The sequence below is a fragment of the Pseudomonas mandelii genome (assembly GCF_006438925.1).
Lineage (GTDB): Bacteria > Pseudomonadota > Gammaproteobacteria > Pseudomonadales > Pseudomonadaceae > Aquipseudomonas > Aquipseudomonas mandelii_C.
Window position 1 is genome coordinate 160,215 of record NZ_RCZA01000001.1, and the last position, 16,622, is coordinate 176,836.

12 protein-coding genes are annotated in these 16,622 nt (G+C 59.9%); 9 read left to right on the forward strand and 3 right to left on the reverse strand.

Annotated features, from left to right (window positions below):
• Positions 1-79: 79 nt before the first annotated feature.
• A complete protein-coding gene (locus tag EAH74_RS00735) occupies positions 80-343 on the forward strand; it encodes a hypothetical protein (RefSeq protein WP_129440480.1) in 264 nt (87 codons plus the stop codon).
• 106 nt (positions 344-449) lie between these two features.
• Here the strand turns inward: EAH74_RS00735 and EAH74_RS00740 are convergent, their stop codons facing one another.
• Both EAH74_RS00740 and EAH74_RS00745 read right to left on the reverse strand, forming a co-directional pair.
• Positions 450-1,553: a GlxA family transcriptional regulator gene (locus EAH74_RS00740; protein ID WP_123368585.1), complete on the reverse strand. Its 1,104-nt coding sequence runs from the start codon at positions 1,551-1,553 to the stop codon at positions 450-452.
• A gap of 514 nt (positions 1,554-2,067) precedes the next feature.
• Positions 2,068-3,444: an L-serine ammonia-lyase gene (locus EAH74_RS00745; RefSeq protein WP_140674853.1), complete on the reverse strand. Its 1,377-nt coding sequence runs from the start codon at positions 3,442-3,444 to the stop codon at positions 2,068-2,070.
• Positions 3,445-3,879: 435 nt separating this feature from the next.
• On the opposite strand from EAH74_RS00745, the gene EAH74_RS00750 reads away from it, so the two are divergent.
• The 3 genes from EAH74_RS00750 (at position 3,880) to choV (ending at position 6,914) form a co-directional block, all read left to right on the forward strand.
• Positions 3,880-4,827 (forward strand): choline ABC transporter substrate-binding protein, encoded by a 948-nt coding sequence (locus EAH74_RS00750; RefSeq protein ID WP_140674856.1) that lies wholly within the window; start codon positions 3,880-3,882, stop codon positions 4,825-4,827.
• A 66-nt stretch (positions 4,828-4,893) separates the two neighbouring features.
• Positions 4,894-5,739 carry a choline ABC transporter permease subunit gene (gene choW, locus EAH74_RS00755; RefSeq protein ID WP_140674859.1) on the forward strand — a complete coding sequence of 282 codons (846 nt, stop codon included), beginning with the start codon at positions 4,894-4,896 and terminating at the stop codon, positions 5,737-5,739.
• Positions 5,736-6,914, forward strand: a complete 1,179-nt coding sequence (gene choV / locus EAH74_RS00760; RefSeq protein WP_129440470.1) for a choline ABC transporter ATP-binding protein — start codon at positions 5,736-5,738, stop codon at positions 6,912-6,914. Before choW ends, choV begins: the two co-directional genes overlap by 4 nt.
• A gap of 175 nt (positions 6,915-7,089) precedes the next feature.
• Here the strand turns inward: choV and EAH74_RS00765 are convergent, their stop codons facing one another.
• Positions 7,090-9,039 carry a BCCT family transporter gene (locus EAH74_RS00765; protein ID WP_240050475.1) on the reverse strand — a complete coding sequence of 650 codons (1,950 nt, stop codon included), beginning with the start codon at positions 9,037-9,039 and terminating at the stop codon, positions 7,090-7,092.
• A gap of 379 nt (positions 9,040-9,418) precedes the next feature.
• Between EAH74_RS00765 and betI the strand changes: the two genes are divergently transcribed.
• From betI to EAH74_RS00790, 5 genes are all read left to right on the forward strand, one after another.
• Positions 9,419-10,012, forward strand: coding sequence for a transcriptional regulator BetI (gene betI, locus EAH74_RS00770; protein ID WP_056739053.1), 594 nt, complete (start codon positions 9,419-9,421; stop codon positions 10,010-10,012).
• Between the two features lie 107 nt (positions 10,013-10,119).
• A complete protein-coding gene (gene betB, locus EAH74_RS00775) occupies positions 10,120-11,592 on the forward strand; it encodes a betaine-aldehyde dehydrogenase (protein ID WP_140674864.1) in 1,473 nt (490 codons plus the stop codon).
• 154 nt (positions 11,593-11,746) lie between these two features.
• Positions 11,747-13,450 carry a choline dehydrogenase gene (gene betA, locus EAH74_RS00780; RefSeq protein WP_140674867.1) on the forward strand — a complete coding sequence of 568 codons (1,704 nt, stop codon included), beginning with the start codon at positions 11,747-11,749 and terminating at the stop codon, positions 13,448-13,450.
• 281 nt (positions 13,451-13,731) lie between these two features.
• On the forward strand, positions 13,732-15,174 hold the full coding sequence (locus EAH74_RS00785) for a TldD/PmbA family protein (protein WP_140674871.1): 1,443 nt from the start codon (positions 13,732-13,734) through the stop codon (positions 15,172-15,174).
• A complete protein-coding gene (locus EAH74_RS00790) occupies positions 15,174-16,511 on the forward strand; it encodes a TldD/PmbA family protein (RefSeq protein ID WP_140674875.1) in 1,338 nt (445 codons plus the stop codon). The genes EAH74_RS00785 and EAH74_RS00790 overlap by 1 nt, the downstream gene beginning before the upstream one ends.
• Positions 16,512-16,622 lie beyond the last annotated feature (111 nt).

Consider the following 16,622-nt stretch of genomic DNA (forward strand, 5'->3'; position numbering starts at 1 on the left):
CGACAAATCGTCCTTGCCGCCACTCCGCACCCCTACGAGAATCGAACCACGACACCGTTCCCTGAAGAAGGATTGCGTCATGATGCACGCCGATTTGATTGACCAGGAAGACCTGTTGGGCCAGCTCAAGGCGTTAGGATTTGCAGTACCCCCTGGTGCCACCGCTGAGCAGGCCTGCGAATGCGCGGTACGGGGCTTGAACAACGAACGGGCAATGGAACTGCGGACCATGGTCAAGCAGATGTACACCAGCAGCGCGACCATCCTGCCGGCCGTGCGCCAGGCCATCGACAGGCAATTGCTGCCCGCGTTGGCGGAGTATCAGCAGAGCCGTAGCGCCTGATAAACCGCTTTCGCGAGCAGGCTCGCTCCCACAGTTGACCGATTCCTCTCAGAGGAACGCGATCTAATGTGGGAACGAGCCTGCTCGCGAATGAAGGCGCCTCGGTTTAGAGCCTTACGCTAGCAAACGTCGACTCATTACGCGCCTGACTCAACGCCGACAACGGCCCGGACAACGGTGACAGCACCAGTGCTTGCGGCAGCGGCATCATCGCCACTTGTTGCGTGGTGTTGGAGCCTACGCGCTCGTCACGCGGCGGAATGCCGAAGTATTCGCGGTAGCACTTGGAGAAGTGCGGCGTAGACACGAAGCCACACACCGACGCCACTTCGATGATCGACATCGGCGTTTGCTTGAGCAGTTGCCGAGCGCGGATCAAGCGCAGTTTCAGGTAATAACGCGATGGCGAGCAGTGCAGGTATTTCTGGAACAGCCGCTCCAGCTGACGGCGCGACACGGCGACGTACACCGCCAGTTCGTCGAGGTCGATCGGCTCTTCGAGGTTGGCCTCCATCAGCGCGACGATTTCCTGCAGCTTCGGCTGGTTGGTGCCGAGCATATGCTTGAGCGGCACACGCTGGTGATCCTGCTCGTTGCGGATGCGCTCGTAGACGAACATTTCCGAGATCGCGGCCGACAGTTCACGGCCATGATCGCGGCTGATCAGGTGCAGCATCATGTCCAGCGGCGCGGTACCGCCGGAGCTGGTGAAACGGTTACGGTCGAGGGTGAACAACCGGGTGCTCATGGCCACACGCGGAAACGCTTCCTGCATAGCGGCCAGGCATTCCCAGTGCACGCTGCAATCGAAACCGTCCAGCAAACCGGCGCAGGCCAGGGCCCAGCTACCGGTGCAGACCGCGCCCAGACGCTTGGACTGACGCGCCTGGCTTTGCAGCCATGACACGTGTTCACGGGTAACAGTGCGTTGAATACCAATACCGCCACAGACAATGATGGTGTCCATGGGAGGCGCTTTGTGCATGGAGGCGTCGGGGGTGATCTGCAGACCGTCACTGGCCCAGACCTGACCACCGTCGACGGTCAGAGTGGTCCAGCGATACAGCTCGCGGCCGGACAATTGGTTGGCCATACGCAGGGGTTCTACTGCGGAGGCCAGAGAAATAAGCGTGAAATTGTCCAGCAGCAAAAAGCCGATGGATTGAGGCGCACGGTTCTGGGGTTGGGCCCCGGAGTTGAACGTCGTCATCGCGGTATCTCCTCACACAAAGCGGGTGATGGCCTCAGGCGGAGGCTCTTGTTATTGCCATCGTTCTCGCGTGGGAGACGGGCTTTGTAATGACAGAGCAAATGCCATGCCTAAAGTTGAATGGCCGTTCAATAACTCCTGAAAACGACGTCGCGCCGCGTCTATATAAGCCGCGCCGCGAGTGGGGGTTATAAGTGCCATTATCGGCGGGAGGCGCTCTGCCCCGTTGGGCGTGAGCAAATCGGTAGCACTTGTGGGAACAGGGCTACAGCGACCTGGTGAAGAGTGTCACCGCAAGCACAGGTGACAGGCGGTAATGGCCAACTTGGATCCTTGATCCGGGGTAAGTGGCTTATCTGTAAGCGACGCGCCAAAACGTGGCGCGTTTTGATTCCGGTGTTCACTTAGCGCGCAGTTTTGACTGGTCTGACGCCTTCGCGAGCAAGCCCGCTCCCACACGGATACGCGATCCAATGTGGGAGCGAGCCTGCTCGCGAATGGGGACGACCTGGTCTCAGCACTCAACCGCGCTAACCGCCAACCCACCGCGCGATGTCTCTTTATATTTGTCATGCATGTCCGCGCCGGTATCACGCATGGTGCGGATCACCCGATCCAGCGAGATAAAGTGCTGACCGTCGCCACGCAGCGCCATCTGCGCTGCGTTGATGGCTTTCACCGCGGCAATCGCATTGCGCTCGATGCAGGGTACTTGCACCAGCCCGCCCACCGGGTCGCAGGTCAGACCGAGGTTGTGTTCCAGGCCGATTTCCGCCGCGTTACACAGTTGCTCCGGTGTCGCACCCAGAATCTCAGCCAGCCCGGCCGCTGCCATGGCGCAGGCCGAACCGACTTCGCCCTGGCAGCCGACTTCGGCACCGGAAATCGAAGCGTTCTTCTTGCACAGAATCCCGACCGCTGCCGCACTGAGGAAATAGTCGACCACGTTGGCGTCGGTCACCACCTCGCTGAATTTCATAAAGTAGTGCAGCACCGCCGGAATGATCCCCGCCGCGCCATTGGTCGGTGCAGTCACCATGCGCCCGCCAGCGGCGTTTTCCTCGTTGACCGCCAGGGCGAACAGGTTGACCCACTCCATGGCGCTCAAGGTCGAGCCGATCACGTTGGGCTTGTTCAGTTCTTGCAGGCTGCGATGCAACCTGGCCGCGCGACGGCGCACATTCAGGCCGCCGGGCAAGATACCTTCGTGCTTGAGGCCTTGTTCGACGCAATCCTGCATGGCGCGCCAGAGTGTCATCAGGCCAGCGCGGATTTCCTCTTCGCTGCGCCAGACCTTCTCGTTGGCCATCATCAATTCGGCGACGCGCAGGTTGTGCTTCTGGCAAAGGCTCAGCAGCTCGACGGCGCTGGAGAAATCGTACGGCAGCACGGTGCGGTCCAGATCGACCACGCCGCTTGAGGCCTGTGCCTCATCAACGACAAAACCGCCGCCGATGGAATAGTAGGTGTCGCGATGCAGCTCGCCGTCATCACCTTCGACGATCAGCGTCATGGCGTTAGGGTGGAACGGCAGGTTTTCGTCGATCAGGCGCATGTCCCGGGCCCAGATGAACGGGACCGACAAACGACCGTCGAGCAACAGCGTGTGGGTTTCGCGCAGGGTTTCGATGCGCAGGCCAATTTGCGACGGATCGATCGCGTCCGGCCACTCGCCCATCAGGCCCATGATCACTGCGTTGTCGCTGCCGTGACCGATGCCGGTGGCCGATAACGAACCATAAAGCTGAACTTCGACGCGCCTTACTTGTTCCAAAAGACCCTGCTCACGCAAACCTTGCACGAACAACGCGGCGGCCCGCATGGGTCCCACGGTGTGCGAACTGGAAGGGCCGATGCCGATTTTGAACAGGTCGAAAACACTGATAGCCATTACTGCCGAACTCCTGGATGTGCCAACTCCAGACGCAAAAGCGCCCAGTGACGGAGCTGCTACGCTCAAGCTGCAATCCGCCGAGATGGCCGCATCATCAGGCTTTTGTCATGTCGTTCGACGTCTCACACCGACGCACTCATGCCCACCAACGCCGCGAGGCTTTGACGCTGCGTTTTCGCCGTTTTTTTGCGGATCAGAGGGGCAAAGGGGGCTGAAAAAAGCTGTAAACGACGTCACCGACACTGGATGCGACCATCCCTGTACTGGTTACGACGCACCCTGTAGGCGTCAGATTTTCACTGGTACATGATCGTATCGACTCGATTGCAAGGCGCCGTGGTAGAGATGTCTCCAAAACGCCATCCAACCGCAACCTATAAGTGCGGTGGTCCAGTCGGAACACTGCCAAAAAAAACACCAAGGAGTCCATCCATGAAAGGTTCCCCGTCGTTGTTGTTGGCCGCCATGCTGAGTCTGCCGTTTCTGGCTCAAGCCGCAGAACCGGCTCAGTGCAACACCGTAAACTTCTCCGATGTCGGCTGGACCGATATCACCGCAACAACCGCCACCACCAGCGTCGTCCTCCAGGCACTGGGCTACAAGACCAAAACCACGATGATTTCCGTGCCGGTGACCTACAAGTCCCTGGCCGACGGCAAGAACATGGACGTATTCCTCGGTAACTGGATGCCGACCATGGAAAACGACATCAAGGCTTATCGCGATGCCGGCACCGTGGACGTCGTACGCACCAACCTCACCGGCGCCAAGTACACCCTCGCCGTACCTCAGGCGCTGTACGACAAAGGTCTTCACGACTTCTCTGATATTCCGAAATTCAAGAAGGAACTCGACGCCAAGATCTACGGCATCGAGCCGGGTAACGATGGCAACCGTCTGATTCAGAGTATGATCGACAAGAACGCCTTCGGCTTGAAAGACGCCGGATTCAAGATCGTCGAGTCCAGCGAAGCAGGCATGTTGTCGCAAGTCGACCGCGCCCAGAAACGCGACACCGCCGTGGTGTTCCTCGGCTGGGCGCCGCACCCGATGAACAAGCGCTTCAAGATCCAATATCTCACCGGTGGTGACGATTTCTTCGGCCCGGACTTCGGTGCCGCCACCGTGGCGACCAACACCCGCAAGGGCTATGTCCAGGAATGCAGCAACGTCGGTCAGTTGCTGAAAAACCTGGAGTTCACCGTCGACATGGAAAGCTCGCTGATGGGCAACATCCTGGACGACAAGATGAAGCCTGACGCGGCCGCCAAGGCCTGGCTGAAAAAGAATCCACAGGTCCTCGATACCTGGCTCGCTGGCGTGACCACCATTGACGGTAAACCAGGCCTGGAGGCCGTGAAAGCCAAGCTCGCGCAGTAATCGCTTACGCCGGGCGAGTTCGCTCGCCCGGGCTGTTTATTTCCTTGCATGCGGACGTTCACTACCATGCTGATTGATCAGAAAATCCCTTTAGGCCAGTACATCGCGGGCTTCGTTGAATGGTTGACGCAACATGGCGCCAGCACCTTCGACGCAATCGCCGTGTCACTGGAAACGATGATCCACGGCGTGACTTTTGCGCTGACCTGGTTCAACCCGCTGGCATTGATCGGCCTCATCGCGCTACTGGCACACTTTATTCAACGAAAATGGGGCTTGACCGTTTTTGTCATCGCCTCCTTCCTGCTGATCCTCAATCTGGGGTACTGGCAGGAAACCATGGAAACCCTTGCCCAGGTGTTGTTCGCCACCCTGGTCTGCGTGGTCATCGGCGTGCCGCTGGGCATTGTCGCCGCGCATAAACCGATGTTTTACACACTGATGCGTCCGGTGCTCGATCTGATGCAGACCGTACCGACCTTCGTGTACCTCATTCCTACCCTGACCCTCTTCGGTCTGGGTGTGGTCCCGGGTCTGATTTCTACGGTGGTGTTCGCGATTGCCGCACCTATCCGCCTGACTTACCTGGGTATTCGCGATGTTCCCGCAGAATTGATGGACGCCGGCAAAGCCTTTGGCTGCTCGCGCCGTCAGCTGCTCGCGCGCATCGAACTGCCCTACGCCATGCCAAGCATCGCGGCCGGTATCACCCAGTGCATCATGCTGTCGCTGTCGATGGTGGTGATCGCGGCACTGGTAGGCGCCGACGGCCTGGGCAAACCCGTGGTCAACGCACTGAACACTGCTGATATCGCCCTGGGCTTCGAAGCGGGCCTGGCGATCGTACTGCTGGCGATCATGCTCGACCGTATCTGCAAACAACCCGAAGCCAAAGTAGGGGGTGACGCATGAGCATTATTCGCTTCGAAGACGTCGACGTAATCTTCTCCAAAGACCCGCGCGAGGCCTTGAAACTCCTCGACCAGGGCATGACCCGCGACCAGATCCTGAAAAAGACCGGGCAGATTGTTGGCGTTGAAAAGGCCAGCCTGGACGTCGAAAAAGGTGAAATCTGTGTACTGATGGGCCTGTCCGGCTCCGGCAAGTCCAGCTTGCTGCGCTGCATCAACGGCCTCAACACCGTCAGCCGCGGCAAGTTGTTCGTCGAGCACGAAGGCAAGCAAATCGACATCGCTTCCTGCACCCCGGCGGAACTGAAAATGATGCGCACCAAGCGCATTGCGATGGTGTTCCAGAAGTTCGCCCTGATGCCTTGGCTGACCGTTCGCGAGAACATCAGCTTCGGTCTGGAAATGCAGGGTCGTCCGGAGAAGGAACGGAGAAAACTGGTCGATGAAAAACTTGAGCTGGTGGGCCTGACCCAGTGGCGCAACAAGAAGCCGGACGAGCTCTCCGGTGGTATGCAGCAACGTGTGGGCCTGGCCCGCGCGCTGGCGATGGATGCCGACATTCTGCTGATGGACGAACCGTTCTCGGCCCTTGACCCGCTGATCCGCCAAGGCCTGCAAGACGAACTGCTGGAGCTGCAAAGCAAGCTGAACAAAACCATCGTGTTCGTGAGCCACGACCTCGATGAAGCCCTGAAGCTCGGCAGCCGTATTGCGATCATGAAAGACGGTCGCATTGTTCAGTACAGCGTGCCAGAAGAGATCGTGTTGAACCCTGCGGACGATTACGTGCGGACCTTCGTGGCCCACACCAATCCGCTGAACGTACTGTGCGGTCGCAGCCTGATGCGCACCCTCGACAACTGCAAACGCATCAACGGTTCGGTATGCCTGGATCCGGGCGGCGATTCGTGGCTGGACCTGGCGGAAGGCAACACCATCAAGGGCGCTCGCCAGAACGGCGCGAGCCTGGATCTGCAGAACTGGGTGCCGGGTCAAGCGGTTGAAGGGTTGGGTCGTCGGCCAACGGTCGTGGATTCGAACATCGGCATGCGCGAAGCGCTGCAGATTCGTTATCAGACGGGTAATAAGCTGGTGCTGCACGACAACAACAAGGTGGTCGGGATTCTCGGTGACAGTGAGCTGTATCACGCACTGCTCGGCAAGAACCTGGGTTAAAGCAATACACACAAAAACGCCGCGAGAGGATCGCGGCGTTTTTGTTTGAAGAAGATCAAAAGATCGCAGCCTTCGGCAGCTCCTACAGGGGAACGCGATCGGCGTAGGAGCTGCCGAAGGCTGCGATCTTTTGAGGTGCGACGCGGTGCATCTGATGCACCACATCCTTCAACATTTAGCTATAGACACGGCCAAGGAGCTGCCGATGGCTTTCAAACTGATCAAGCACGTCACGGGTGATCTGATCCTGAGTGAAGCCCATCAAGTCGTAGTCCTGGCTGCCGTTGTGCAGGTACACCTCGGCGCGGTAGTAACGCGCGCGGGGCTCATCAGCACTTTCAGCCGAAACCATGTCGCTCGCCGCTGCCAGATAGCCGTCCAGGCTTACTTCGTAGACAAAAGGGTTGCCCTCTTCCATCTCGATCCGCAGGCCCATGCAACGCTTCGACTTGCCCAACAGCGTCTGCACATCCAGACCCTGAGCACGCAATTGCACCGCCGCATCTTCCAGCGCCGGGCTGACTTGCTTGTCCATGAAACGCTGAACAATCGACTGATTCGGCTGCAAGTCCAGCTGAGTCAAACGCTCGCTGAAACCACGACGACCGCGGGCTGCGAGCTCCGCTTGCTCCTGTTCGATCTGCACGTCCTGGCGCATCGCCTTGTGCAGGCCAAACATGAAGAACACCAGCACCACCGAGAACGGCAGACCGGCCAGCACCACCATGGTTTGCATGGCTTCGAAGTTACCGGCGAACAGCAGGCCGATGGTCACCAGCGTGATCACCGCCGACCAGAAGATCCGCAGCCAGTGCGGGGCGTCTTCGTCGACGTTGCCGCCCTTGCACGAAAGGTTCGCCATCATCACCGCGCCGGAATCCGCCGGGGTCAGGAACAGCACGAAACCGACAAAGATCGACACGCCGATCACAATCTTCGACGCCGGGTAATGCTCAAGCAACTGGTAGATCGCCATGGACGGCTGTTCCAGCGCCGTCTTGCCGAGCTCCACCGCCCCATGGTTCATCACCAGGTCCAGGGCCGAGTTACCGAAGATCGACAACCATGCCAGGGTGAAACCCAGCGGGATCAGCAGCACGCCGGCCACCAGTTCACGCACCGTGCGACCACGGGAAATACGCGCGATGAACATACCCACGAATGGGGCCCAGGAAATCCACCAGGCCCAGTAGAACAGGGTCCACAGGCCCAACCAGCGGTCAGACTTCTCACTGTCGCCTTCGTACACATAGAGGTCGAAGGTCTTCAGCACCACGCCGTTCAGGTAGTCGCCGATGTTTTGCACGAAGCCGTTGAGCAGGTGCAGGGTCGGGCCGAACAGCAGCACGAAAATCAGCAGGCCGCTGAACAGCACGATGTTCAGGTTGGACAGACGGCGAATACCGTTTTCCACGCCGGATACAGCCGCGATGGTCGCCACGGTGCTCATCACGATGATCACGATCAGCAGGTTGGTGTTGCTGTGTTCCATGCCGAACAGGTTTTCAAGCCCCGACGACACTTGCAGCGAACCAATCCCCAGGTTCGTCACCAGACCCAGCAGGGTCACGAACATGCCGAAACCATCCACCGCATGACCGGCGGCGCCTTTGACCCAACGCTCGCCCACCAGCGGATACAGCGCCGAACGCAATGCCAGCGGCTGGTTATGACGGTAAGCAAAGTAAGCAACGGCCAGGCCGACCAATGCGTAGATCGCCCAGCCGTGCAGGCCCCAGTGCAGGAACGTCAACTGAACGGCCTGACGTGCAGCCATGTTGCTGGCAGCCACGCCTTCCGGCGGATTGAAGTAGTGGTCCAGAGGCTCGGAAGCACCGAAGTACAGCAGCGAGATGCCGATCCCCGACGAGAACAGCATGCCCGCCCAGGCGCCGTAGCTGAAGTCCGGGGTGTCGTCCTTGCTGCCCAGTTTGAGCTTGCCGTAGGACGAAAACGCCAGGCCGACCACGAAAACCAGGTAAGCGGCGATCACCACCATGTAGTACCAGCCGAAGCTGCGGGACAACCAGGCCTGGGCAATACCAAGCAATCTGCCGGCCTCTTGCGGGGCGATGATCAGAATGGCGGTCAACAACAGGATCAACGCGGTAGAGGTGTAGAACACCCAACCGTTGACCGTCACCTTCTCGGGTGGGGTCTTTATAAGAGAGGCAGAACTCATGGCACAGATGCTCCAGGCAGTGCGAGAGAAGAACACAAGGCAACGCGTTACCCGACCAATCGGTTAGTTGGCAGCCGACCAGCGGGTGATATAAAGACAGCCCGAAAAAAGCCCGAAGCCCATGAGCGCCAGTGCGCGTGGGTTTCGAGCGTTTTCGGATGTCGTTTTTCCGCCAACTACATGTAGGAAAAACCTGTAGGCAGCGACGAATTGTCGCAGATCTTATTCTTTGTTGATTGAACGTTCAATCAAAACAAAATAGACTGGCCTTCAATCCGATAGACGTTTTACGTCCGCCGGAAGGCCTAAGGAGATGTGCAAGATGCCCAAGGTCGGTATGCAACCCATCCGCCGCCAGCAGTTGATCGAAGCCACATTGCAGGCGGTAGATCAGGTCGGAATGGGGGACGCCAGCATTGCGCTGATCGCCCGTTTGGCCGGTGTCTCGAATGGCATCATCAGTCACTATTTTCAGGACAAGAACGGCCTGATCGCTGCCACGGCGCAGTATCTGATGAGCGTCCTCAGCGAGAACGTCACCGCGCGCCGTCAGGCGCTGGAGGACAGCAGCCCGCGGGCGCACCTCCAGGTGATTATCGAAGGCAACTTCGACGCCAGCCAGGTCAATGGCCCGGCAATGAAAACCTGGCTGGCCTTCTGGGCCACCAGCATGCACCACCCGTCTTTGCACAGGTTGCAGCGGATCAACGATCACCGTCTGTATTCCAACCTGTGCTGCCAGTTCCGCCGTGTATTGCCGCTTGATCAAGCGCGCAGTGCAGCCCGAGGCCTGGCAGCCCTCATTGACGGTTTGTGGTTGCGCGGCGCGCTGTCGGGAGATGCTTTCGACACCGAGCAGGCGCACCAGATCGCTTACGAATACATGGATTTACAACTGGCCAAGCAGGTGAGTTAGAGCACACAGAACCGCTCAGCACCTGAACCGCCACTGACCAGCGTTGCCCAAGCTATAAGGCACGCCCAGTGGTCAACGCCAACCACTTATGCACTTGCGAGGACACTATGGCCCGTTTCGAACTGCAAAAACTTTACATCGATGGCGGTTACTCCGACGCCAGCAGCGACGCCACTTTCGAAGCCATCAACCCGGCTAACGGTGAAGTCCTCGCAAACGTACAGCGTGCGGCCAAGGAAGACGTTGAGCGCGCCGTCGTCAGTGCCGAAAAGGGCCAGAAAATCTGGGCTGCGATGACCGCCATGGAGCGTTCGCGCATCCTGCGTCGTGCCGTCGACATCCTGCGCGAGCGCAACGATGAACTGGCCGCCCTGGAAACCCTGGACACCGGTAAGTCGTTCTCCGAAACCAAGTACGTCGACATCGTCACCGGCGCTGACGTGCTGGAGTACTACGCTGGTCTGGTTCCGGCTATCGAAGGCGAGCAAATCCCGCTGCGCACCACTTCGTTCGTCTACACCCGTCGCGAGCCGCTGGGCGTCGTGGCCGGTATCGGCGCGTGGAACTACCCGATCCAGATCGCCCTGTGGAAATCCGCCCCTGCCCTGGCAGCCGGTAACGCGATGATCTTCAAGCCAAGCGAAGTCACTTCCCTGACCACGCTGAAACTGGCCGAGATCTACACCGAAGCCGGCGTTCCGGCTGGCGTGTTCAACGTACTGACCGGCAGCGGCCGTGAAGTCGGCACCTGGTTGACCGAGCACCCACGCATCGAAAAGATCTCCTTCACCGGCGGCACCGACACCGGCAAGAAGGTCATGGCCAGCGCTTCCGCCTCGTCGCTGAAAGACGTGACCATGGAACTGGGCGGCAAATCCCCGCTGATCATCTTCGACGACGCCGACCTCGATCGCGCCGCCGACACCGCCATGATGGCCAACTTCTACAGCTCCGGTCAGGTCTGCACCAACGGCACTCGCGTGTTCGTGCCGAGCCACCTGAAGGCCGCGTTCGAAGCCAAGATCGTTGAACGCGTTGCGCGCATCCGCGTCGGCAACCCGGAAGACGAGAACACCAACTTCGGCCCGCTGGTCAGCTTCGCCCACATGGAAAGCGTGCTGGGTTACATCGCCAAAGGTAAGGAAGAAGGCGCTCGCGTCCTGTGCGGCGGAAGCCGTCTGACCGAAGGCGAATTCGCCAAAGGCGCGTTCGTGGCACCGACCGTGTTCACCGACTGCACCGACGAGATGACCATCGTTCGCGAAGAAATCTTCGGCCCGGTGATGAGCATCCTGACCTACGAAACCGAAGAAGAAGTGATCCGTCGTGCCAACGACACCGACTTCGGCCTGGCCGCTGGCGTTGTCACCAAAGACCTGAACCGCGCTCACCGCGTGATTCATCAACTGGAAGCCGGTATCTGCTGGATCAACGCCTGGGGCGAATCCGACGCCAAGATGCCGGTTGGCGGCTACAAGCAGTCGGGCGTGGGTCGTGAGAACGGCATCAGCTCGCTGAACAACTTCACACGCATCAAATCGGTACAGGTCGAACTGGGCGATTACGCCTCGGTTTTCTAAGCCCCGGCTGAAAACCCTGTAGCAGCTGCCGAGGTACGAGGCTGCGTTGCGTGTCCGCAGGACCGCCCTCAGAGGGTCGCTGCGCGACCCAACGCAGCCTCGTGCCTCGGCAGCTGCTACAGGCGACCTGACCAACTTCAAGAGGGTGCATTCAATGTCCCAAGAATTCGATTACATCATCATCGGTGCCGGCTCGGCCGGTAACACCCTGGCGACCCGTCTGACTGAAGACGAAGGCGTCACCGTCCTGCTGCTCGAAGCCGGCGGCCCAGACTACCGTGCAGACTTCCGCACGCAAATGCCGGCCGCTTTGGCGTTCCCGCTGCAAGGCCGTCGCTACAACTGGGGCTACGAAACCGATCCAGAGCCACACATGGACGGTCGCCGGATGGAATGCGGTCGCGGCAAGGGCCTGGGTGGTTCTTCGCTGATCAACGGCATGTGCTACATCCGCGGCAACGCGATGGACTACGACAACTGGGCCAAACTGCCAGGTCTTGAAGACTGGGACTACCTGAACTGCCTGCCGTATTTCCGCAAGGCTGAAACCCGTGACATCGGCCCGAACGACTATCACGGTGGCGAAGGTCCGGTCAGCGTGACCACGCCAAAAGCCGGCAATAACCCGCTGTTCAGCGCGATGGTTGAAGCCGGCGTGCAAGCCGGTTATCCGCGTACCGAAGACCTGAACGGTTACCAGCAGGAAGGTTTCGGTCCGATGGACCGCACCGTGACGCCGAACGGCCGTCGCGCCAGCACCGCTCGCGGTTACCTGGACATCGCCAAGAAGCGCTCGACCCTGACCATCGTCACCCACGCCCTGACCGACAAGATTTTGTTCGAAGGCAAGCGTGCAGTCGGCGTGCGTTACCTGATCGGCGCCGCTGAGGAGCGCGTTGAAGCCCGCGCCCGCAAAGAAGTGTTGCTGTGCTCCGGCGCCATCGCTTCGCCGCAGATCCTGCAACGCTCCGGTGTCGGCCCGGCCGATCTGCTGAAAAAACTCGACATCCCGGTGGTCCACGACCTGCCGGGCGTGGGTGAAAACCTGCAGGATCACCTCGAGTTGTACCTGCAATACGCGTGCACCCAACCGGTCTCGCTGTACCCGTCGCTGCTCTGGTACAACCAGCCGGCCATCGGTGCCGAGTGGCTGTTCAACGGCACCGGTATTGGCGCCAGCAACCAGTTCGAAGCCGGCGGTTTTATCCGTACTCGCGAAGAGTTCGATTGGCCGAACATCCAGTACCACTTCCTGCCGGTCGCGATTAACTACAACGGCAGCAACGGCGTGAAAGAGCACGGTTTCCAGGCGCACATGGGTTCCATGCGTTCGCCGAGCCGCGGTCGCATCCAGGCCAAGTCCAAGGATCCGCGCGAGTACCCGAGCATCCTGTTCAACTACATGGCCACCGAGCAGGACTGGCAGGAATTCCGCGACGGCATCCGCCTGACCCGTGAAATCATGCAACAGCCTGCGCTGGACGCTTACCGTGGCCGCGAAATCAGCCCGGGCATCGACGTGCAAACCGACGAGCAGCTCGACAAGTTCATCCGTGAACACGCCGAAACCGCGTTCCACCCGTCCTGCTCGTGCAAGATGGGCACCGACGAAATGGCCGTGGTTGATGCCGAAGGTCGTGTGCACGGCATGCAGAGCCTGCGTGTGGTCGATGCCTCGATCATGCCGATCATCACCACCGGCAACCTGAACGCGCCGACGATCATGATCGCCGAGAAAATCGCCGACAAGATCCGTGGTCGCAAGCCGTTGCCGCGTAGCAAGGCTGCCTATTTCGTGGCCGGAGATGCGCCGGTGCGTGGCAAGCCGTTGCGGGATGTGAGCCTGACTGCTCAGTAAGACCGATACACCGAGGCGCAGCCTTCGCGAGCAGGCTCGCCCCCACAGGTTTTTTGGTTGGATTGCAGATTTGCGATCAACCCCAATCCCTGTGGGAGCGAGCTTGCTCGCGATGGGGCCCACCGCTACAACACACCTCTTCCTTCCCCACCAAGTAATCCTTTCCTACACCGCTCCGCCCTTGATCCTACCCCCACGCAGGCCTAATCTAGCGCCACGCAAACGTTTCACCCCCCTCGCAACATCGATACACCGCCACTCCATACCAAGGAGGTTCCCGAATGTTCGATTTCCACCCCCAGCTCAAGCAGCGCTTCGCTGCCTTGCGCACGGGCGCTGAATTCTTTTCGCTGCGTTATGTGCGCGAGTCCGGTCAGTACCTGTCGGTGCGCAAAAACGTTGCCGAACCTCCCAGCCTGAGCCGTGACGAAGGCGCGATGCTGACCGTTCGGGTCAACGGCGTCGAAGCCTACGCGGCGACCAACGACCTGTCGCAACAAGGCCTGCAAGCCGCACTGGAGAAGGCCGAGCAACAGGCCCGCCGACTCAAGCCCCACGCCCTGCTCGACCTCAGCGCGCAAGTGGTCTCCAGCGACCGCGCCGACTACTTTTCGCCGAACCTCGACCAGCCCTTCCCGTCCCTGAGCGATTGCTACCAACTGCTCGGTGCCGAATCCGCCGCCGTGCCCAAGGATGAGCGACTGGTGAACTGGGAAGTGAGCATCGGCATCACCCATGTCGAACAGATTTACCTCAGCAACGCCGGCGCCGAACTGCGCCAGGCCCAGCGGTTCGTCTACCCGAGCCTGGAAGTCACCGCCTACGACGGCAACGACAGCCAGACCCGAACCCTGGGCCGCGAGAACTTCGGTCAACAGGGCGGTTTTGATGTGATCAGCCGCTGTGGCCTGGTCGGTGCCGGTCCAAAAATCGCCGATCAGGCGCTGCAATTGCTGCTGGCGCCGAACACCCCGAAAGGCCCGCGTGACCTGCTGTTGATGCCGGACCAGATGATGCTGCAGATCCACGAGTCCATCGGTCACCCGCTGGAACTGGACCGCATCCTCGGTGACGAGCGCAATTACGCCGGTACCAGTTTCGTCAAGACCGAAGACTTTGGCAGCCTGCAGTACGGCTCCAAACTGCTCAACGTGACCTTCGACCCGGACATCCCCGAGCAGCTCGCCAGCTATGGCCATGACGACGACGGTACTGCCGCGAGCAAACAATTCCTGATTAAAGAAGGCTTGCTGCTGCGCCCATTGGGCGGCGCGCTGTCGCAGTTTCGCGCGGGCATGGAGGGCGTGGCCAACAGCCGCGCCTGCAGCTGGAACCGTCCGCCGATCGATCGCATGGCCAACCTGAACATCGAGGCCGGCGATCAACCGCTGGAGCAGATGATCGGCAATATCGAGCACGGTATCTTGATGAGCACCAACCGGTCCTGGTCCATCGACGATGCCCGCAACAAGTTCCAGTTCGGCTGTGAATGGGGCCAACTGATCGAAAACGGCGAACTCAAAGGCGTGGTCAAGAATCCGAACTACCGAGCGATTTCCGCGCAGTTCTGGAAAAGCCTCAGCGCCGTTGGCGATGCCAACTCCGTCAAGGTCCTGGGCACGCCGAACTGCGGCAAAGGCGAGCCGAACCAGGTGATCCGTGTCGGCCATGCCTCGCCGGCCTGTGTGTTCAGCAACGTTGATGTGTTTGGGGGAGATGCCTGATGAGTACGTCGAAAAATCAGGCCGAGTCATTCAAAGTCTTGGTCAACTGGGTGCGCGATGCGATTCGCGAGCCGGAACAATTCACCCTCAGCTACGCAGCCGAATCCTCGGCCTTCGTGCGCTTCAACCACGCCAAGGTCCGTCAGGCCGGGCAGGTGCAACAGGCGAGCGTCGGTTTCAAACTGATCAACGAGGGGCGCCACGCCGACCTGAACATCACGCTGTCGGGTGATGCCGCAGTCGATGTGCAGCGCCTGGCCGAAGGTCTGCAACAGCTGCGCGAAACCTTGCCGTTGCTGCCGCAGGATCCCTACCTGCTGCTCAACCACAACGGTTGGCAGAGCAAGAATGTTCAAGATCACCCGCTGCCGGACACCGAGCAAGTGGTCGCTGAAATCACCCAGGCCGCCGAAGGGCTGGACCTGGTGGGTTTCTACGCCGCCGGCCCGATCAGTCGTGGTTTCGCCAGTTCTTCAGGTGCGCTCGGCTGGCATCAGGCCAACAGCTTCAACTTTGATTTCAGTCTGGTCCATGAAAACGGCCAAGCGGTGAAAGCCAGCTACGCCGGGCACGACTGGAACAGCGAAGGGTTTGCCAAGCGCTTTGCGCAGGCACGCGAGCAGTTGGCGTTTCTCGGCAGACCGCAACACACCCTGGCGCCGGGTCAGTACCGCGCGTATCTGGCGCCGGCAGCCCTGGGAGAAATCATGGACATGCTCGGCTGGGGTGGTTTCTCGGCGCAGTCGATTGCCAGCAAAAACAGTCCGCTGCAGAAGCTTTACGCGGGCGACAGTGCGTTCAGCCCGTTGGTGTCGGTGGATGAAAAGGTCAGCGGTTCGTTGAGCCCGGCATTCTCCGGCGAAGGTTATCCGCGCAGCGATCTTGGGTTGATCGTCAACGGCAAGGCCGGCGCGCAGATGGTCAGTTCACGCAGTGCGGCCGAGTACGGCCTGACCGCCAATGGCGCCAGCGGTGGTGAAATGCCAAGCGCAGTGAACATGGCGGCCGGTACGTTGCCTGATGCAGAGATTCTCAAGCAATTGGGCACTGGCCTGTACATCAGCAACCTCTGGTACCTGAACTACTCGGACCAACCGGCAGCACGCCTGACCGGCATGACGCGGTTTGCGACCTTCTGGGTCGAGAACGGCGAGATTCAGGCGCCGGTGAGCACCATGCGGTTCGATGACAGTGCCTACAGTTTGCTGGGATCGCAGCTGGAAGCGTTGACCGAGGAGCGCGAGCTGATGTTGTCGGCAAGCACCTACAGCCAGCGGGCCACAGCGTCGGCGTTGTTGCCGGGGGCGCTGATCAGCAAACTCACGTTAACGCTGTAAACACTTTGTAGCAGCTGGCGAAGCCTGCGTTCGAGGACGCAGTCCTCGCCAAACCGGCAACCGAGTTACTTCTGTAGGAACGCGCTCGCTGAACTCGCGAGGACTTCGTCC